Source organism: Streptomyces sp. NPDC002499 (genome assembly GCF_053595415.1).
Map to the genome: position 1 here is coordinate 119879 of NZ_JBSFXO010000008.1, position 18862 is coordinate 138740.

The window sequence follows — 18862 nt, forward strand, 5'->3', positions numbered from 1 at the left end:
CGGCCTCCCTAGTCTTCGCCCCGGCGCTGCACAAGGCGCCAGTTGACGATCGAGAAGATGATGACGACGAGGAAGATGCCCCACGCCACGGCGGCGCCGTAGCCGAAGTCGTTGTTGTCGAAGGTCTGCTGGAAGAAGTAGAGGACCATCGTCTGGCCGGAGTGGCCCGGACCGCCCGCGTACGTCGAGTCGTTGGACGTGGTCTGGAGCAGGACCTGCGGTTCGGAGAAGCTCTGGAGGCCGGTGACCGTCGAGATGATCAGCACGAACAGCAGCACCGGCCGCATCATCGGCAGCGTGATCCGGAAGAAGGTCTGCACGGGTCCCGCGCCGTCCATGCGCGCCGCCTCGTACAGCTCGCTCGGGATGGTCTGGAGTCCGGCGAGGAAGATGATCGCGTTGTAGCCGGTCCACTGCCAGGTCATCAGCGTGGCGATGGCGATCTTGATGCCCCACGGGGTGTTCAGCCAGGCGATCTGGTCGAACCCCACCGCTTGCAGAAAGGCGTTCACCAAACCGAAGTTGGTGGAGAACACCGAGCCGAAGATGATCGCGATGGCGACCACCGAGGTGACGTTCGGCAGGAAGTACGCGAAGCGGTAGACGTTCTTGAAGCGGACCGCCGAGTTGAGCATCACGGCCGTCACCATCGCCAGGAAGATCATGGGGAAGGTGGCCAGCGCCCAGATGATGATCGTGTTCCCGACCGAGTTCCAGAAGTCGGTGTCGCCGAGCAGGTACTGGTACTGCGAGAGCCCCGCCCACTCCATCGAGCCCAGGCCGTCCCAGCGGTGCAGGGAGACGTAGAGCGAGAAGCCGACCGGGATCAGGCCGAAGCAGAGGAAGAGCAGATAGAAGGGGGAGATCGCCGCGTACAGGTGCCAGTACTTGCGGAATCCCGTACGGGGGCGGGTCGTCGTCACCGTCTCGACGGTGACCGGGGGCTTGTCCAGTGCGGTGGCCATCAGTAGCTCACCCCCAGGTGCTTCGCGATCCGCCGGCACTTGCTCATGGCGTCACTCCAGGCCTTCTTGGGGTCCTTGCCGAGGACACCGACGTTCTTGATCTCGTCCTTGAGGGGCTGCCCCAGCGCCACGTCGAAGGGGCTGTTGTAGGCGACCGTGATCTTCTGCGCGGCGGGCCCGAAGACGTCCATCGTGACCTGACCGCCGAAGAACGGATCGGGTTGGCGAAGCGTCTTGAGGTCGTACGAGGCGGGGGTGGAGGGGAAGAGACCCGCGTCGGCGAAGCCCTGGGCCTGGTTGGCCGCGTTCAGAATCCACGTGATGATCTGGAACGCCTGCTCGGGCTCGCGGCACTCCTTGGTGATCGACAGGAACGAGCCGCCGTTGTTGGAGGGCCGCACCGGCATCTGTGCCACTCGCCAGCGGCCCTTGGTCTTGGGCACCCCGGTCTTGATGTCGCTGGTCGCCCAGGACGCGTTGAGCTGACTGGGCAGCTTGCCGTCCTGGACCGCCGACAGCTGGTCCGGCGTCCCGCTCACCAGGTCCGAGACGATCTTGCGGCGCTTGGCCTCCACGGCCAGCGCCCAGGCGTCGCGCACATGTTCCTGGTCGCCGATGAAGTGGCGGTCCTTGTCGACGTACCGCTTGCTGCCCTGCTGCACCACGTTCTCGAAGATCGAGTTGACGTCGGTGACCAGGGACGTGCCCGGGATCCGCTTCCGCAGCTGCTCGCCGGCCGCGAAGAACTTCTCCCAGGTGTTCAACTCCTTGGAGACGTCGTCCGGTTCGTACGGCAGTCCGGCCTTGTCGAAGACGGCGAACTGGTAGTAGTGCGCGACCGGACCGCAGTCGATCGGGAAGCCGACCATCGTGCCGTCGTCGGCGATGCCCTGGTCCCACTTCCAGTCCAGGTACTGGCTCCTGTACTTGTCCGCGCCGAGCGTGCGCAGGTCCACGAACTGGTTGGCGTTGGGCAGGTAGGACGCCATGTCCTCGCCCTTGAGGCCCGCGATGTCGGGGACGTGGGCGTTGCCCGCCATCGTGGTGATGAGCTTGGACCGGTAGTAGCCGCCGATCTTGATGGCCTGGAGGTCGACGTTGCTGTCGTAGCGGGCCTTGGCGTTCTTCAGGACCGTGTCGCCGAGGCCGCCGTCCCAGTACCACAGGACCATGTTCCGGCCGGTGGAACCGGTCGGAACGGCACAGCCGGACGTCAGGCCGCCGAGCGCCGTGGCGGCCGTACCGGCCAGGCCCGCGCGGAGCAGGCCTCTTCGTGAGAGCCGCACAGCTCCCACCGCCTTTCGGATCTTTTCAGGACGTGCGAACGAGGGGCTTGTGGGGGGCGTTGGGGATCAGTGCTGCCGTGCGGTGTCGCGTGGGGGGAAGGGGTCGTGCCGGGCCGGCGGGGTGACCGGCGCGTGGCGCACCGGCGGGCCGACGTCCGCCGGGAGCCGGTCCGCCAGGAAGCCGTAGGCCCGCTTCAGGTCCGGGTCCGTCAGCGAGCGCCACCAGCGGTCGACGCCGTACCACCCGGGTGCCGCGAGCGCCCCGCCGTGCTGCTGGACCGACAGTCCGGCCGACAGCACGGCGAACCGCAGCCGCTCCGCCAGCGGCCAGCCTGCCAGCGAGGCGGTCACGAAGCTCGCACCGAAGACGTCACCGGCGCCCGTCGCGTCGAGGACGTCGACGTCGAGGGCCGGGACCTCCGCGTACTCGCCGGTGTGCTGGTCGACGGCCACCGCGCCGTCGCCGCCGCGGGTGACCACGGCCACCGGGACCAGCTCGGAGAGCGTGCCGAGGGCCGCCACCGCGCTGTCGGTGCGGGTGTAGGCCATCGCCTCGGTCTCGTTGGGGAGGAAGGCGTGGCACAGGGAGAGCTGGTCGAGGAGGTCCGAGGACCACTGCTGGGTGGGGTCCCAGCCGACGTCGGCGTAGATCTGCGTGCCGTTCGCCGCGGCCTTGGCGAGCCAGGCCCGGGGCTCCGCCTCGATGTGCACGAGGGCGGTGCGCGCTTCGGGCGGGTCGCCCATCAGCGCGTCCTGCGAGTACGGCGGTTCCTGGCCGTGGGTGACCAGGGCCCGGTCGTGGCCGTGCGCGAGGGAGACGGTGACGGGGGTGGGCCAGCCGTCCGCGACGCGGGAGAGCGAGAGGTCGACGCCTTCCTGACCTGCGAGGACCTCGTGGCAGTAGGCGCCGTAGAAGTCGTCCCCGAAGACCGTGGCCAGCGAGGTGCGCAGGCCGAACCGGGACGCGGCGACCGCCAGGTTGGCGATGCCGCCGGGGCCGCAGCCCATGCCGGCCGTCCAGATCTCCTCACCGGGCGTCGGGGGCTTGCCGAGGCCGGTCAGGACCAGGTCGTAGAAGAGCAGCCCTGTCAACAACACGTCGGGCCGATCGTGGTCCTCGGACACGAAGGCGGTCCTCTCGTCAGAACTCTTCAAATTCGATGCAGGGAATCGTGCGCCCCGCTGCGAGATTGGTCAATAGTCGAGCAGAACTGAGCATAGAAATGATTGAAGATGACGAGTAGTGTTCAGCGCGTGCTGGCAGAACGACGACATCAACTCATCCTGCGGGCCCTGCGCTCCGGTGGCCCCGCGGCCGTGACCGACCTCTCCGAGCAGCTGGGCGTGAGCCCCGCCACGATCAGGCGGGACCTGCTCAAGCTGGAGGAGGACGGCCTGCTCACCCGGGTCCACGGCGGCGCCGTGGCCGAGGAGGGCGATCAGCCCTTCGCCGAGGTCGCCGAGGTACGGGTGGCCGAGAAGGACGCGATAGCGGCGCGCGGCGCGGCGATGGTCAAGGACGGTCAGTCGGTGCTGCTCGACATCGGCACCACCGCCTACCGCCTGGCCCGGCAGCTGCACGGCCGCCGCCTCACCGTGATCACCAGCAATCTGGTGGTCTACGAGGAACTCGCCGACGACGAAGGCATCGAGCTGGTCCTGCTCGGCGGCATGGTCCGCCGCGAGTACCGCTCCCTGGTCGGTTTCCTCACCGAGGACAACCTGCGCCAGCTGCACGCCGACTGGCTCTTCCTCGGCACCAGTGGAGTGCGTCCGGGTGGGCAGGTGATGGACACGACGGTCGTCGAGGTGCCGGTCAAGCGAGCCATGATCCAGGCGAGCGACCGGGTCGTCCTCCTCGCCGACCAGGCGAAGTTCCCGGGCACGGGCATGGCGAAGGTCTGCGGTCCCGAGGACCTGGACGTGGTGGTGACGAACGCGCCGGTCGACGCGGCGACCCGCTCCTCCTTCGAGGAGGCGGGCGTCGAGATCGTGCTGGCAGGAAAGGTGCAGGCGTGAAGCTGACGATTCTGGGCGGCGGCGGATTCCGGGTCCCGCTCGTGTACGGGGCGCTCCTGACGGACCATGCCGAGGGCCGGGTCACCCAGGTGGTGCTGCACGACCTGGACGCGGGACGCCTCTCGGCGGTGACCCGGGTCCTGGCCGAACAGGCCGCGGCCGTGCCGGACGCCCCGGAGGTGACCGCGACGACCGACCTGGACGAGGCGCTGCGCGGCGCCGACTTCGTCTTCTCCGCGATCCGCGTGGGCGGCCTGGAGGGCCGGGCGAACGACGAGCGGGTGGCGCTGGCCGAGGGCGTGCTCGGCCAGGAGACGGTGGGCGCGGGCGGCATCGCCTACGGACTGCGCACCGTCCCGGTCGCCGAGGACATCGCCCGCCGCGTCGCGAGACTCGCGCCCGACGCCTGGGTCATCAACTTCACCAACCCCGCGGGCCTGGTCACCGAGGCCATGTCCCGCCACCTCGGCGACCGCGTGATCGGCATCTGCGACTCCCCGGTCGGCCTCGGCCGCCGTATCGCCCGCGTGCTGGGCGGCAACCCGAAGGAGGCGTGGATCGACTACGTCGGTCTCAACCACCTCGGCTGGGTCCGCGGCCTGAAGATCGCCGGGCGCGACGAACTGCCCCGGCTCCTTGCCGACCCCGACCTGCTCGGCTCCTTCGAGGAGGGCAAGCTCTTCGGCGTCGACTGGCTCCAGTCGCTCGGCGCGATCCCGAACGAGTACCTGCACTACTACTACTTCAACCGCGAGGCCGTCCGCTCCTACCAGCAGGTGGAGAAGACCCGCGGCGCCTTCCTGCGCGACCAGCAGGCGACCTTCTACGAGGGGATGAGCGACCCCGGTGCCCGCGCGCTGGCCGCCTGGGAGTCCACCCGCGCCGAGCGCGAGGCCACCTACATGGCCGAGAACCGGGAGACCGCGGGCGCCGGCGAGCGCGACGCCGACGACCTGTCCGGCGGCTACGAGAAGGTCGCCCTGGCGCTGATGCGGGCCATCGCCCGCGACGAGCGCACCACCCTGATCCTCAACGTCCGCAACGCCGGCACCCTCTCCGCCCTGGACGGGGAAGCCGTCATCGAGGTCCCCTGCCTGGTCGACGCCAACGGCGCCCACCCCGTCGCGGTGGACCCGCTGCCCGACCACGCCACCGGCCTGGTGTGCGCGGTGAAGGCGGTCGAGCGCGAGGTGCTCGCCGCCGCCGAGTCCGGGTCCCGCGCCACCGCCGTGAAGGCGTTCGCGCTGCATCCGCTCGTCGACTCGGTCAACGTGGCCCGTCGGCTCGTCGAGGGCTACACCGGGGTCCACCCGGGCCTGGCGTATCTTAAGTAGCCGACCGCCGGAAAGCGCTTTCCATCCTTCTTCTGGAGACTTCCATGCACGACGAACGCCGCCGGATCGAGGAGCGCGTCGAGCGCCTCCACAACCAGCGCATCAAGCCCGCGATCTACGCGGCCTCCGTCCCCTTCGAGGTCGAGGCCTGGCAGGCGCCGGGCGAGCCGGTGCCCTTCGAGGAGGCGTCGGCCGCTCCGTACGAGCCCTTCGCGATGGAGACCCCCTGGGGTCCGCCGTGGGGGACGACCTGGTTCCGGATGCGCGGGCAGGTGCCCGCCGAGTGGGCCGGGAAGCGCGTCGAGTCGGTCATCGACCTCGGCTTCGTGGGCGACTGGCCCGGCAACCAGGCCGAGGCCCTGGTCCATCTGACCGACGGGACCCCGCTGAAGGCGGTCAACCCGCTCAACCAGTACGTGGCGATCGCCAACCCGGCGGTCGGCGGCGAGCAGATCGACTATCTCGTCGAGGCCGCCTCCAACCCCGACATCCTCGCCAACGACTTCGCGGGGCCGACCCCGCTCGGTGACGTCCTCACCGCCGGCGACAAGCCGCTCTACACCTTCAAGCGCGCCGACCTCGCCGTCCTCGACGAGAACGTCTTCCACCTCGACCTCGACATCCAGGTGCTGCGCGAGCTGATGCTGGAGCTGGGCGAGCACGACCCGCGCCGGCACGAGATCATGCACGCCCTCGACCGCGCGATGGACCTGCTCGACCTGGACGACATCGCCGGCTCGGCCGTGGCGGTGCGCGAGGCGCTGGCGCCCGTGCTCGCCAAGCCCGCCAACGCCAGCGCGCACATCGTCTCCGGCGTCGGCCACGCGCACATCGACTCGGCCTGGCTGTGGCCGATCCGCGAGACCAAGCGCAAGACCTCCCGCACCTTCTCCAACGTCACCTCGCTGGCCGACGAGTACGAGGACTTCATCTTCGCCTGCTCGCAGGCCCAGCAGTACGAGTGGGTCCGCGACAACTACCCCCAGGTCTGGGGCCGCATCCAGGAGTCCGTCAAGAAGGGCCAGTGGGCGCCGGTCGGCGGCATGTGGGTCGAGGCCGACGGCAACCTGCCCGGCGGCGAGGCCGTGGCCCGCCAGCTCATCCACGGCAAGCGGTTCTTCATCGAGCACTTCGGCGTCGAGACCAAGGGCGTCTGGCTGCCCGACTCCTTCGGCTACAACGCGGCCTACCCGCAGCTCGCCAAGCTCGCCGGCAACGACTGGTTCCTCACCCAGAAGATCTCCTGGAACCAGACCAACAAGTTCCCCCACCACACCTTCTGGTGGGAGGGCATCGACGGCACCCGCATCTTCACCCACTTCCCGCCGGTCGACACCTACAACGCCCGCTTCAGCGGCGAGGAGATGTCCCGCGCGGTCCGCAACTACCAGGAGAAGGGCAACGCCAACCGCTCCCTGGCCCCCTTCGGCTGGGGCGACGGCGGTGGCGGCCCCACCCGCGAGATCATGGAGCGCGCCCGTCGGCTGAAGGACCTGGAGGGCTCCGCGAAGGTCGAGATCGAGCACCCCGACGCCTTCTTCGCCAAGGCCCGCGAGGAGTACCCGGACGCCCCCGTCTGGGTCGGCGAGCTCTACCTGGAGCTGCACCGCGCCACCTACACCTCGCAGGCCCGCACCAAGCAGGGCAACCGGCGCAGCGAACACAAGCTCCGCGAGGCCGAGTTGTGGGCGACCACGGCCGCCCTGCACGCGCCGGACTACGCCTACCCGTACGAGAAGCTCGACCGCCTGTGGAAGACGGTCCTGCTGCACCAGTTCCACGACATCCTGCCGGGCTCCTCGATCGCCTGGGTGCACCGCGAGGCGGAGGCCGAATACGCGCGTGTGGCGCAGGAGCTGGAGGCGCTGACGGCCGAGGCGGTGGCCGCCCTGGGCGCCGACGGGACCCGGGTCTTCAACTCCGGCCCCTTCGACCGCGCCGAGGTCGTGCGGACGGCCGCGGGTGTCGCCGCGTACGTCGAGGTGCCGGGCAGCGGCAGCGCGCCGCTCACCGACGCCGAGCCCCCGCAGCCGGTGACCGTCACGGGCCGCGTCCTCGACAACGGCCTGATCCGCGTCGAGGTCGCCGAGGACGGCACGCTGTCCTCCGTGCGCGACCTGCGCGCGGGCGGCCGTGAAGTCCTCGCCGAGCAGGGCAACTTGCTGCGTCTGCACACCGACCTCCCGAACTACTGGGACGCCTGGGACGTCGACAAGCACTACAAGAACCGCTACACGGACCTGCTGGACGCCGACTCCGTGGAGATCGCCGACGAGGACCCGCTGCTCGGCTCGATCCGCGTCACGCGCTCCTTCGGCAAGGGCTCGAAGATCACCCAGACGATCACGGTCCGCGCGGGCAGCCCCCGGATCGACTTCGAGACGGACATCGACTGGCACGAGGCCGAGAAGTTCCTCAAGGCCGGCTTCCCCGTCGACATCCGCGCCCCGCACTCCTCCGCGGAGATCGCCTTCGGTCACGTCCAGCGGCCCACGCACACCAACACCAGCTGGGAGGCGGCCCGTTTCGAGGTCTCCGGCCACCGCTGGGTACACATCGGCGAGCCCGGCTACGGCGTCGCCGTCATCAACGACTCGACCTACGGCCACGACGTCTCCCGCACGGTCCGCGAGGACGGCGGTACGACCACCACGGTCCGCCTCTCCCTGGTCCGCGCCCCGCGCGTCCCCGACCCCGGGGCCGACCAGGGCCGCCACCGCTTCACCTACGCGCTGCTGCCCGGCGCGAGCATCGAGGACGCGGTCGCCGAGGGCTACGCCCTCAACCTCCCGCTGCGCGTCGCCGATTCGGCGGGCACCCCGGAGCCGGTCGTCTCGGTGACCGGCGAGGGCGTCACCGTCGAGGCGGTCAAGCTCGCCGACGACGAGTCCGGCGATGTCGTGGTGCGGCTCTACGAGTCGCGCGGCGGTCGTGCCCAGGGCGTCCTGCGCACCGGCTTCACGCTCGCGGGCGCCGAGGTGACCGACCTCCTGGAGCGGCCCCTGGAGACCGCGTCCGTCGACGACGGCGGTGTCCTGGTCGAGCTGCGCCCCTTCCAGATCCTCACGCTGCGCCTGAAGCGGGCCGGGGTGAGCTGACCTTGGCCATGCAACCCTGGTTCACCGACGCCAAGTTGGGGATCTTCGTGCACTGGGGCATCTATGCCGTCGACGGCGTCCAGGAGTCCTGGTCGTTCTACGACGACATCGTGCCGCACGACCGGTACATGTCCCAGCTGGAGCGCTTCACCGGTGCCGAGTACGACCCGCGCGCCTGGGCGGACCTGTTCGCCCGGGCGGGCGCGAAGTACGCGGTGCTGACGAGCCGTCACCACGACGGAGTCGCCCTGTGGGACACGGAGTTCGGCGACCTCAACCTCGGCCGGGACTATCTGACCGGCTATGCCGAGGCGTTGCGCGAGAAGGACCTCAAGGTCGGCTTCTACTACTCGCACTCCGACTGGAACCACCCCGACTACGCCTCCACGCGCAAGCCGGGCCGTCCGCCGGAGCAGGAGGACAACCGCTACTCGGAAGTCGCCGCCGAGGACGAGGACCTGGCGGCCTGGGAACGCTTCCTCGCCTACCGCGACGGCCAGATCCGCGAGTTGGCCTCCCGGTACCGCCCCGACCTGATGTGGTTCGACGGCGAGTGGGACCGCAGCGAGGAGCAGTGGCGGATCCCCGAACTGGCCGCGCTCATCCGGTCGTACACGCCGCAGGTCGTCTTCAACGCGCGCATGCTCAGCGAGGGCGACTACGCCACCCCCGAGCAGGGCGCCCCCATCGTGCCGCCGGACGGCCCGTGGGAGCTGTGCCTGACGATCAACGACTCGTGGGGGTACCAGCACCACGACCACAACCACAAGTCGCTCGCGCAGCTCGTCCGCTACTTCACCGAGACCATCGGTGGCGGCGGCAACCTGCTGCTCGACGTCGGCCCGATGGAGGACGGCACCATCCCGCAGCCGCAGGTCGAGCGCCTGGAGGGGCTGGGGGAGTGGATCCGCAAGCACGCCGAGGCCGTGTACGGGACCGTGCGCGGGCTGCCGGCCGGGCACCACTACGGGCCCAGCACGCTGTCCGCCGACGGCCGGACCCTCTACCTCACGCTGTTCGACGCCCCGCGCGCCGAGATCGGGGTACGGGGACTGGCCACCAAGGTCCGCCGAGTGAGCGTGCTCGGCACCGGCACGGAACTCGCCCACCGGGTGGTCGGCGGCCTGCACGAGGCCGTCGGCGTGCTGTGGATCGACCCGCCCGGCGCGGCGGACCTCGACCCGTACGCCACCGTGCTCGCGGTCGAGCTGGACGGGGAGCTGGAGCTGTACCGGGGGGCCGGGCGGTTCTGAAGCCGTACCGGGGCGCCGGGCGATTCTGATCCTCGCGGCGTCCTGATTCCCATGGAGAATTAAGAGAACGGTAAGTCCCCTGGTCAAGGGCCGCATTTAGGCTCCGCTGACCAGGGGTGTTCCTTTTTTGGACACCTGGAGTTCGCCTGCCGCGCCTGAGATGCGCCGGTAAGGCGAGAGAAAGGTGCGACCGTGCGTGAGCCGCGAATGTCCGCGATAGGGAAGGGCCTCAGGCGCCGGGGACGGCTCATGGCCGAGGCGGTGAGCCCGCCGCGCCGGAGCCTGGACGCGATGCCGTCACCCCGCAGCGCCCCCAAGAACCCGGCGGCCGCGAAGAGTTCGGCCACGCCGTCGTACACCGCCCCGGGCGCCCCGCGCCTGGTCGAGTCGCCGGTCTTCGTGCTGTCCTCGGTGCGATCGGGGTCGACGCTGCTGCGGGTCCTGCTCAACAGCCACAGCCGGATCCGCGCCCCGCACGAGATGCATCTGCGCACCCTGCACGTCGACCTGAGCCGGACCTTCAGCGCGGACGCGATGCAGGCACTTCAACTCGACAAGGACGAGCTGGAGCACATGCTGTGGGACCGGGTGCTGCATCTGGAACTCACCCGCAGCGGCAAGGACGTCATCGTCGACAAGACCCCGCCCAACACCCTCATCTGGCCGCGCCTGCACCGATGTTGGCCGGACGCCCGCTACATCCTGCTGCTGCGGCACCCGGGCGCGATCGTCGCCTCCCTGACCGACCGCCGCAAGAACCCGGACCACGAGGACATCCGCGCCGAAGTCCTGCGCTACGCCGAGAAGTTGGAGGAGGCCCGGCTGGGTCTCGGCTCCGTCCATGTCGTCACGTACGAGGAACTCACCGCCGACCCGGAGCGGGTCACGCGCGGCCTGTGCGACCACCTCGGTGTCGCGTGGGAGCCCGCCATGCTGGACTACGGCAGCAAGGACCACGGGACCTTCCGCCCCCAGCTCGGCGACTGGTCCAGCACGATCAAGTCGGGCCGCGTCCAGCCCGCCAGACCCGCCGACGCCACGGCCGAACTGCCGCCCAGGCTCGTGGAGTTGGCGAAGGCGTGGGGGTACCCGACCTGACGGGTGCCCCCACGCCTGCTGTCGCTCCTCGCTCAGCCGGTGAAGCCGGCCGTGATCGAGGTGAACTGCCAGGTGTTCTGGCTGATGCCGGAGCAGTTGCTCACCACGCCGCCGCCCGGGCACGGCCGGTCGCGGTTGACCGCCCAGAACGCGAGACGGGCGATGTGGTGACTGTTCGACCAGTCCTTGATCTGGGTCCAGATCGCGGGCGTGGTGTTCTCCTGCTGGTCGGACAGGCCGTTCATGCCGGAGATGCCGATGTGGGAGTACGCGGTGGCGTCGTCCCAGCCGAACGTCGACTTCAGCTTGGTCTTCAGGCCCTCCGCCGCGTTGACGGTGTTGCCGTACATGTCCGCGCCGCCGCCGAAGTCGAACGGCATGATGGTGAAGACGTCGATGTTCGCGCCGAGCGACTGGGCCTGCTCGATCAGCCGGTTGCCGTAGTAGGTCGGCCCGGTGGTCGACGTCCCGAAGGTGACGATGGTCTTCAGGCCGGGGTTGTTGGCCTTGACCGTCTTCAGGGCGGTGAGGATCTTCGCCTGCGTGGCCTCGTTCTCGAACTCGTCGGTGTTCTCGATGTCCATGTCGACGGCCTTGAGTCCGTAGGCGTCGATCACCTTCTGGATCGCTCCGGCGAGCGCGCTCGCGGAGGAGCAGTTGGCGCCGAGCTTGCTGCCCTGCCAGCCGCCGAACGACGGGACGATGTCACCGCCGGCCGAACGGATCTGGTTGATGGCGGTCTGGTCGACGCCACCGGTCAGCGCCCGTTGGCCGTCCCAGGCGGGGTTGCAGCCGCCGGAGTCGAGGACGAATGCCATCGTGAACCACTTGACGCCGGTCGCGGCCATCACCGTGGTCGGGCTCGGCGGGTCGCCCCAGCCCTCGAAGAGGTAGGGCGCGGCCTGCTTGAACCCGGTGGGGGTGCCGGTGCCCGCGTCCGTGGTGACGCTCACGGAGTTGGAGGCCGCCGAGGAATTGCCGGCCGCGTCGCGCGCCCGGACGGTGAAGGTGTAGGCGGTGCTGGGCGAGAGCCCGCTGACCGTCGCCGTCGTACCGGAGACGCTGAGCACCTGACTGGAGCCGGCGTAGATGTCGTAGGCCGTGACACCCACGTTGTCCGTCGAGGCGTTCCACTTCAGCGACACGCTCGACGAGGTCTTGCCGGTGGAGGAGAGGGCGCCGGGGGTCGTCGGCGCCTGGGTGTCGTTGCTGCCGCCGGGCGCGTCCAGGCTGATGTCGTCGGCGTAGTAGGTGCCCTGCGCGTACCAGCCGTGCGTGTAGATCGTCGCGCTGGTCTGCGAGGCACCGGAGGTGAAGGAGACGCTCAGCTGGCTGTACGCCGACGGGGACGTGGTCCACGTCGAGGCGCCGCCGTTCACGCCGAGGTAGACGTAGGAGCCGCGGACCCAGCCGGTCAGCGCGTACGTCGTGTTCGGTTGGACCGCGACGGTCTGGCTGCACTGCGCGATGTCGCTCGAACTCACCGCCCCCTGAAGGGCCTTGGTGCCGCCGTGGACGGGGGAGGAGACGACCGAGCCCAGGTTGCCGGTGCAGGTCCAGGGCGAGAGGGCGCCCGACTCGAAGCCGGGGTTGGGCAGGATGTTGGCCGCTTCGGCCGTGGTCGGCAGGGCGACGGCTCCGGCGAGTGCGAGAGCGGCGGTGCCGAGGAGTGCGAGGAGTCGACGTCCGGGACGTCTGAGTGGGTTACGCACGCGATCTCCCTGAAGTAATGGGGATGTTCGGGAGTGCAGACTCGGGAGTACCGAGCAGAGCGGGGTGCGTCACCCAAGTTGGTATGGACCAATCGCGGTGTCAAGGTACTGCGATGCGATTGGTCCAGACCGGTATGAAGTTGTTCGTCCGGGCGTGATCCGCCGGGCGTCCGGGGCGTGATCCGCCGCGCGGGGCCTAGGCGGACGCGCCCGCGTGGCTGCCCGCCGACTGCGGGGCGACCCCGACGGATTCGGCCGACTCCGCCGACTGGGCGGGCATCGCCGGCAGGGGCACCTGCTCGTCCTCGTCCGGCCGCTGGTGCGACACCGACAGCGGGCGCAGCTGGCGCGGTCCCGACACCACCGTGTAGTCCTGGCCGAGGAACGGCGGCACGATTTCGCCCGGGTCCTCGCCGAGCGCCAACTGCACAGCCGCCCAAGGGGCGTTGACCCCGCACAGTGACAGCTGGTGCAGCCCGCCGGCGGGCCGCGTGTTGACGTCCATCAGCACCGGGCGGTCACCGAACATCCGGAACTGGATGTTGGACAGATAGTGCAGCCCGAAGCCCTCCGCGATCCGCCGCGCCGGCTCCAGCCACTGTTCGTGCAGCGTGAACCCGCGCCGCCGACCGTTCTTGGTCCGGCCGATCGCCAGCCGCACCCGGTTGTCGGGACCGGTGAGGCAGTCCACCGACACCTCCGGCTCCTCGAGACGCGGCATCACCAGCCAGTCGACCGGCTCGTCGGTCTCCTTGAGCGCGCCGAGGACCAGATCCAGCGGCACGTACGAGCTCGGGAACCCGGTCAGATGCATCATCGAGAACGGCGTACGCGTGATGACCCGGAAGCCCACCCCGCCCGCACCGGACGCCGGCTTGAAGCACGCCTTGTGTCCGTCGGCCTCCAACTCCTCGACGGCGGCGAGGAGTTCGTCGGCGTTGCGGACGCGGAACCACGACGGCACGGGCACGCCGATCGCCTGCACGGCCTCGTACGCGATCACCTTGTCGTGGAAGACGGCGACGGCCTCGGGCTGCGGGGCCAGCAGTGCGGTGCCGACCGACTCGAAGTCGGCGCGGTGCGCCACGATCGCCGACTGGTGCAGCCGGGGCACGAAGACATCGATGCCACGGCGCTGGCACTGGTCGAGCGCGTACTCGACGTACGCGGCCGGGGACAGGCCCTCGGGTTCCAGGTCGGCGGTGTCGGCGGCGGCCAGCACGGGAGAGTCCGCGTCCCCGTGCGTCGCATGAATCTCGACGGCGCGATCGCTGGGATTTCGCCGCAGCTGATCCATGAAGAACACGTTCTCCGCGTACGTGCGGTTGAGCCAGACGCGTACGCGAGAGACCATGCAGGCCGCCTTTCATGGTTCGCGGGCAGGGCAAAGCAGGCCCGTGCCCGGGCAGGGTGGAGGGAGGGTCGCCAAACAACCCCTGCTTGAAGGGAAGTTCCTGGCGGTGGTGTTGGGGCGATCATACGGCTTCGCGGAGGCCGGGCGTGCAACGTACGTGTTACGGATTTTCCGATCATGCCCACCCGGATCAGGAGTTCCGCACGCGTCGACGCGGTCCGCGCCGGACCGCCTTGTCGGGGCGCCGTGAATATGTTGTCGTGGTCCCGACCGGTGCGCGTGGGACGCGCCGGTCGTGCGGAGGGGGCGCGAGGTGACGTCGACGGCCGGTGGTGCCGGACAGCTGCTGGCCATCAGTGACCTGCACATCGGGTACGCGGAGAACCGCGCGCTGGTCGAGGAGATGCGGCCGGACACGGACGACGACTGGCTGCTCGTGGCCGGCGACGTCTCCGAGACCGTGGCCGACATCCGCTGGGCGCTGAAGACCCTCGCGAGCCGCTTCCGCAAGGTGATCTGGGCGCCCGGCAACCACGAGCTGTGGACCCACCCCAAGGACCCCGTCACCGCGCGCGGCACCGCCCGCTACGAGCACCTGGTCACCATGTGCCGGGAGCTGGGCGTGACCACTCCGGAGGACCCGTATCCCGTCTGGGAAGGACCCGGCGGCCCGGTCGTCGTGGCCCCGCTCTTCCTGCTCTACGACTACTCGTTCCTCCCGGCCGGCTGTGTCACCAAGGAGCAGGGGCTCGAGTACGCGCACACGACCGGCATCGTCTGCAACGACGAGTACCTCCTGCACCCCGACCCGTACCCGAGCCGCGAGGCCTGGTGCCGGGCCCGGGTCGCCGAGACCGAACGGCGGCTCGCGGAGATCCCCGAGGACCTGCCCACGGTCCTCGTCAACCACTACCCGCTGGACCGGCACCCCACCGACGTCCTGTGGCACCCCGAGTTCGCCATGTGGTGCGGCACCGACCTCACCGCCGACTGGCACCGCCGGTTCCGGGTCGCGACCATGGTCTACGGACACCTGCACATCCCGCGCACCACCTGGCACGAGGGCGTCCGCTTCGAAGAGGTGTCCGTCGGCTACCCACGGGAGTGGCGCAAGCGGCCCCGGCCACCGGGCAGGCTGCGGCGGATCCTGCCGTACGACCCGGGCGCGTCGGACGTGTCGAAGGAGGTCGGGACCCGGTGATCGAGGAGCTGCTGCCACCCGAGGTGGTCGCCGTGGAGGTACTCGGCGACGACGGGAGCGAGCCCGCCCCGCTGTACCCGGAGGAGGCGGCGGTGGTCGCGCAGGCCGTCGCCAAGCGCCGCCGCGAGTTCGCCCTGGTCCGGGCCTGCGCGCGCCGCGCCATGGAGAAGCTCGGCGTGCCGCCGGCGCCCCTGCTGCCCGGCGAGCGCGGCGCACCGGGCTGGCCCGCGGGACTGGTCGGCAGCATGACCCACTGCGACGGCTACTGCGCCGCCGCCCTCGTCCGCGCCGGCGAGCTGGCCTCCCTCGGCATCGACGCCGAACCCCACGGACCGCTCCCCGAGGGCGTCCTGGACGCCGTGTCACTGCCCGTGGAGGCGGTCCGGCTGCGGGCGCTGGCCCAGGAGCGTCCCGGCGTCCACTGGGACCGGCTGCTGTTCAGCGCCAAGGAGTCCGTCTACAAGGCGTGGTTCCCCCTCACCGGGCAGTGGCTGGAGTTCACCGAGGCCGACATCGAGGTCTTCCACGACCCCGGCGAACGGCTGCACGGCGGCTTCCGCGCCGAACTGCTCGTGCCGGGGCCGCTCGTCGGCGGACGGCGCGTCAGCCACTTCGAGGGCCGCTGGACCGTCCAGCGGGGCCTGGTGGCGACGGCGATCAGCGTGCCGCACACCACCACCTGAACCACGGTCACGACGGCTCCTAGCCGCCGGGGCACCAGCTCTGGAGCAGTCGGAAGAACTCCTCCTCGTTGCCCTGCAACCCGGCGTCCGCCAGAGCCCGTTCCGCCTCCGCGAGGACGGCGGGCGGGACGACGGGTGGTCGGCGGGTCTCGGGCGGGGCGTCGGCGTCGAAGGCGGCTCGCACGGTGTGCAGCAGTCGCATGTAGGCCTGCACGGCGGTGCGCTCGCGGTCGGTCAGAACGGCGGTGGGCATCATCGGGCGGCTCCTTCTGGATCGGCGTCGTCGGTCGCTCGTCCCAAGCTTGCCGTCCACCACTGACAATCGGGTTTCGCCGCCTTCCGGTTCGCCCGCTTAGCCGAGGCGAAACGTCCCCGAAATCCCTTGTGGGAAAGCGGTCCTACGCTAGGAGAAAGAGCTTTCGGCCGTGTTCCGCACGGCCGGGGAACGGGAGGCGAACGCGTGGTCGACGTCCCGCGTCGGCGTCCGGTGCGCGCCGTACGGCTGCGTTCGGTGGGCGACGACGAACTGGCGCTGCGGTACCGCGTCGTGCACGGCTACCGGCGCGCCTTCCGCATGGCGGGCGAGGGCCCCGCGCTGGTCCTCATCCACGGCATCGGCGACTCCTCGGCCACCTGGACCGAGCTGATCCCCGACCTCGCCCGCACCCACACCGTCATCGCCCCCGACCTGCTCGGCCACGGAGCCTCCGACAAGCCCCGCGCCGACTACTCGGTGGCCGCGTACGCGAACGGCGTGCGGGACCTGCTGACGGCCCTCGGCATCGAGTCGGCCACCCTGGTCGGGCACTCGCTGGGCGGGGGAGTGGCCATGCAGTTCGCCTACCAGTTCCCCGAGCGCACCGAGCGGCTCATCCTGGTCGGCGCCGGAGGCGTGGGACGCGAGGTCAACCCCCTGCTGCGGCTGGTCTCCCTGCCGGGCGCGCACCTGATGCTGTCGTCGCTGCGGCTGCCAGGGATGCGGCTCCAAGTCGGCCTGACGATACGGCTGATGAAGCTGCTGAACACCGATCTGGGGCAGGACGCGGGCGAGTGGCTGAACCTGGTCGACGCCCTGCCCGACGAGACCGCGCGCAACGCCTTCGTGCGGACCCTGCGCGCTGTCGTCGACTGGCGCGGGCAGGTCGTCACCATGCTCGACCGGTGCTATCTGACCGAGGGCATGCCGACCATGCTGCTGTGGGGCGACCGGGACAGCGTGGTGCCCGTGCGGCACGCGTACGGGGCGCACGAGGCGATGCCGGGCAGCCGACTCGAGATCTTCGAGGGCGCCGGGCACTTCCCGTTCCACAGCGATCCCGGGCGATTCGTGTCGCTGGTCGAGGAGTTCACCCGGACCACGGACCCGGCCGACTGGAGCCGCGAGCACTGGCGGGAGCTGCTCTGCGACGGACAGCCGGACATGGACACGGCGTACGGCCGGGCGGCGGAGGCGGAGCTGCGGGAGGCGAGCGAGCGCAGCGCCACGTGACGGTGAGCGGGGTACCGGTGCACGGGGTGAGCGCCGTTCGGTAACGCGTCGCTCCGGCACGGGAGTTGGGCGCGTGCGGCGCACTGTCACCGCGCGTAGCGTTTCAGCCCTGTGGCCCCAGATACCCCAGCGATGCCCCGATCCGGCCCGCCAGGTGGTCGCGCTGCACCGGGCCGCGCAGTCCCGAACCGGCGAGCCACGTACGGCACTTGCTGGCCAGCAGCAGCCCGAAGGCCTCGGCCTCCTGCTCCTCGGCCTGGTCGAAGTGGCTGCGGGCGGCGACCGCGCGCACGGTGGCCAGCAGGTCCGCCCCGTCGTCCAGCAGCCGGGCCGCCACCTTGGCGCCCTCGACGTGATGGCCGTGGTGGCCGGCCTGCATGTGCCACAGCTCGTGGCCCAGGATCACCAACTGGTGGTCGGGCGCGGTGCGTTCCTCGATGACGACGAGGTCCTGGTCGGTCATGTCGAGCCACAGTCCGCTGGCCGTCGCCGTGGGGAAGGCCGCCGTACGGAAGTGCACCGGGCGACCGCGGCGGCGGCTCATCGCGGAGCACAGGGCGCCGTACAGGTCCGCCGGTGGCGCGGGCGCGGGCAGCGTGAGTTCGGTGACCAACTCGCCGCACAGGCGGCGCATCTGCTTGCCGATGCCCACAGTTCTCCCCCGGCTCACGACTCGGGCCGCTTGACGCTCTCCAGGAGCATGTCCAGCCACTCCGCGACCTTGTCGCGGTGCTGGTCGGTGGGGAGTTGGGCGGCCCGCCAGGCGATCCCGCGCACCCCGTGGTCCTGCAGCAGCCGCTCCAGCGGGTCCTCGCCGGTGCCGTCCGCCTCCCGCTCGGCGAGCTTCTGCAGCAGCTCCTGCTCGGTGCTCTGGAGGGCACCGGTGAGGGCCTCGGGGTCCTCGGCGGTGAGGAAGCCCGCGTGCACCCGGAAGAAGCGCTGGATGGCGTCGCAGTGCTCCATGGTGGGGCGCCGGTCGCCGTTGATGAGGGCGCCCGCCTGCTGGCGGGACATGCCCGCGCCGTCGGCGATCTCCTGCTGCGTGTACTTGCGGCCGTTGGGCTTCAGACGGGTGCGGCGCAACAGGCCCAGACGCTGGAGGAAGCGGGCCTGGACATCGGGCTCGCCCGCCGGGCGACCGTTCAACAGGTCCCGTACCACCGGCTGCGGTACTCCGGAGGCGGCGGAGAGGCGGCCGACGTCGAAGACCTCCGTGTGCGCGACGCCCAGGCGGTCGGCGAGCGCGGCGACGCGAGCGACGACGGCCGGCAGCGCAGCGGTCGCCGTGGTGCCCGGACCCTCGAAGCCATCCGTCACCGACAGATCTCCTACGTTTCTCACCGGCTTTTCACAAGCCGTTGCCGTGAACC

The 18862-nt window shown here is 70.4% G+C and carries 16 protein-coding genes; 8 read left to right on the top strand and 8 right to left on the bottom strand.

The annotated features are described in order from the left end of the window. Nucleotides 1-8: 8 nt before the first annotated feature. The 3 genes from ACWD5F_RS23420 to ACWD5F_RS23430 all read right to left on the bottom strand — a co-directional run bounded on the left by ACWD5F_RS23420 (nt 9) and on the right by ACWD5F_RS23430 (nt 3376). Nucleotides 9-965 (bottom strand): carbohydrate ABC transporter permease, encoded by a 957-nt coding sequence (locus tag ACWD5F_RS23420; RefSeq protein ID WP_451256956.1) that lies wholly within the window; start codon nt 963-965, stop codon nt 9-11. Further along, entirely contained in the window at nt 965-2251 is a 1287-nt protein-coding gene (locus tag ACWD5F_RS23425; RefSeq protein WP_451256958.1) for an ABC transporter substrate-binding protein, read from the bottom strand. The genes ACWD5F_RS23420 and ACWD5F_RS23425 overlap by 1 nt, the downstream gene beginning before the upstream one ends. 66 nt (nt 2252-2317) lie before the next feature. Then, a complete protein-coding gene (locus tag ACWD5F_RS23430) occupies nt 2318-3376 on the bottom strand; it encodes a carbohydrate kinase family protein (protein ID WP_451256960.1) in 1059 nt (352 codons plus the stop codon). Nucleotides 3377-3505: 129 nt separating this feature from the next. Here ACWD5F_RS23430 and ACWD5F_RS23435 point away from each other — a divergent pair, with 129 nt between their 5' ends. From ACWD5F_RS23435 to ACWD5F_RS23455, 5 genes are all read left to right on the top strand, one after another. Continuing rightward, entirely contained in the window at nt 3506-4270 is a 765-nt protein-coding gene (locus ACWD5F_RS23435) for a DeoR/GlpR family DNA-binding transcription regulator (protein ID WP_124001918.1), read from the top strand. Then, nucleotides 4267-5604, top strand: a complete 1338-nt coding sequence (locus ACWD5F_RS23440; protein WP_451256962.1) for a 6-phospho-beta-glucosidase — start codon at nt 4267-4269, stop codon at nt 5602-5604. The genes ACWD5F_RS23435 and ACWD5F_RS23440 overlap by 4 nt, the downstream gene beginning before the upstream one ends. A 44-nt stretch (nt 5605-5648) precedes the next feature. Next, nucleotides 5649-8702: an alpha-mannosidase gene (locus ACWD5F_RS23445; RefSeq protein ID WP_451256964.1), complete on the top strand. Its 3054-nt coding sequence runs from the start codon at nt 5649-5651 to the stop codon at nt 8700-8702. 2 nt (nt 8703-8704) lie between these two features. Further along, nucleotides 8705-9955 (top strand): alpha-L-fucosidase, encoded by a 1251-nt coding sequence (locus tag ACWD5F_RS23450; protein WP_451256966.1) that lies wholly within the window; start codon nt 8705-8707, stop codon nt 9953-9955. Nucleotides 9956-10147: 192 nt separating this feature from the next. Then, entirely contained in the window at nt 10148-11053 is a 906-nt protein-coding gene (locus ACWD5F_RS23455; RefSeq protein WP_451256968.1) for a sulfotransferase family protein, read from the top strand. A 32-nt stretch (nt 11054-11085) separates the two neighbouring features. Here ACWD5F_RS23455 and ACWD5F_RS23460 read toward each other — a convergent pair whose 3' ends face one another. Both ACWD5F_RS23460 and ACWD5F_RS23465 read right to left on the bottom strand, forming a co-directional pair. Then, complete coding sequence (locus tag ACWD5F_RS23460) at nt 11086-12765, bottom strand: carbohydrate binding domain-containing protein (RefSeq protein ID WP_451256970.1); 1680 nt, start codon at nt 12763-12765, stop codon at nt 11086-11088. Nucleotides 12766-12961: 196 nt separating this feature from the next. Continuing rightward, on the bottom strand, nt 12962-14119 hold the full coding sequence (locus ACWD5F_RS23465; protein ID WP_451256972.1) for an ATP-grasp domain-containing protein: 1158 nt from the start codon (nt 14117-14119) through the stop codon (nt 12962-12964). A 313-nt stretch (nt 14120-14432) separates the two neighbouring features. Between ACWD5F_RS23465 and ACWD5F_RS23470 the strand changes: the two genes are divergently transcribed. Both ACWD5F_RS23470 and ACWD5F_RS23475 read left to right on the top strand, forming a co-directional pair. Further along, nucleotides 14433-15320: a metallophosphoesterase family protein gene (locus tag ACWD5F_RS23470; protein WP_451256974.1), complete on the top strand. Its 888-nt coding sequence runs from the start codon at nt 14433-14435 to the stop codon at nt 15318-15320. Further along, the gene (locus ACWD5F_RS23475; RefSeq protein WP_451256976.1) at nt 15317-16003 is read left to right on the top strand and encodes a 4'-phosphopantetheinyl transferase family protein; all 687 of its coding nucleotides are present in this window, start codon (nt 15317-15319) and stop codon (nt 16001-16003) included. Before ACWD5F_RS23470 ends, ACWD5F_RS23475 begins: the two co-directional genes overlap by 4 nt. 19 nt (nt 16004-16022) lie before the next feature. Here the strand turns inward: ACWD5F_RS23475 and ACWD5F_RS23480 are convergent, their stop codons facing one another. After that, complete coding sequence (locus ACWD5F_RS23480) at nt 16023-16256, bottom strand: hypothetical protein (protein ID WP_451256978.1); 234 nt, start codon at nt 16254-16256, stop codon at nt 16023-16025. Nucleotides 16257-16463: 207 nt separating this feature from the next. Here ACWD5F_RS23480 and ACWD5F_RS23485 point away from each other — a divergent pair, with 207 nt between their 5' ends. Then, entirely contained in the window at nt 16464-17492 is a 1029-nt protein-coding gene (locus tag ACWD5F_RS23485; RefSeq protein WP_401712535.1) for an alpha/beta fold hydrolase, read from the top strand. 103 nt (nt 17493-17595) lie between these two features. Here the strand turns inward: ACWD5F_RS23485 and ACWD5F_RS23490 are convergent, their stop codons facing one another. Beyond that, nucleotides 17596-18126, bottom strand: a complete 531-nt coding sequence (locus ACWD5F_RS23490; RefSeq protein WP_280874680.1) for a toxin-antitoxin system, toxin component — start codon at nt 18124-18126, stop codon at nt 17596-17598. 32 nt (nt 18127-18158) lie between these two features. Beyond that, entirely contained in the window at nt 18159-18809 is a 651-nt protein-coding gene (locus ACWD5F_RS23495) for a helix-turn-helix domain-containing protein (RefSeq protein WP_280874093.1), read from the bottom strand. Nucleotides 18810-18862 lie beyond the last annotated feature (53 nt).

What these genes read in the sequence shown, in the direction of transcription:
- ACWD5F_RS23465 (WP_451256972.1), bottom strand. Translation starts at nt 14,119, where the DNA reads ATGGTCTCTCGCGTACGCGTCTGGCTCAACCGCACGTACGCGGAGAAC.
- ACWD5F_RS23480 (WP_451256978.1), bottom strand. Translation starts at nt 16,256, where the DNA reads ATGCCCACCGCCGTTCTGACCGACCGCGAGCGCACCGCCGTGCAGGCC.
- ACWD5F_RS23420 (WP_451256956.1), bottom strand. Translation starts at nt 965, where the DNA reads ATGGCCACCGCACTGGACAAGCCCCCGGTCACCGTCGAGACGGTGACG.
- ACWD5F_RS23490 (WP_280874680.1), bottom strand. Translation starts at nt 18,126, where the DNA reads ATGCGCCGCCTGTGCGGCGAGTTGGTCACCGAACTCACGCTGCCCGCG.
- ACWD5F_RS23445 (WP_451256964.1), top strand. Translation starts at nt 5,649, where the DNA reads ATGCACGACGAACGCCGCCGGATCGAGGAGCGCGTCGAGCGCCTCCAC.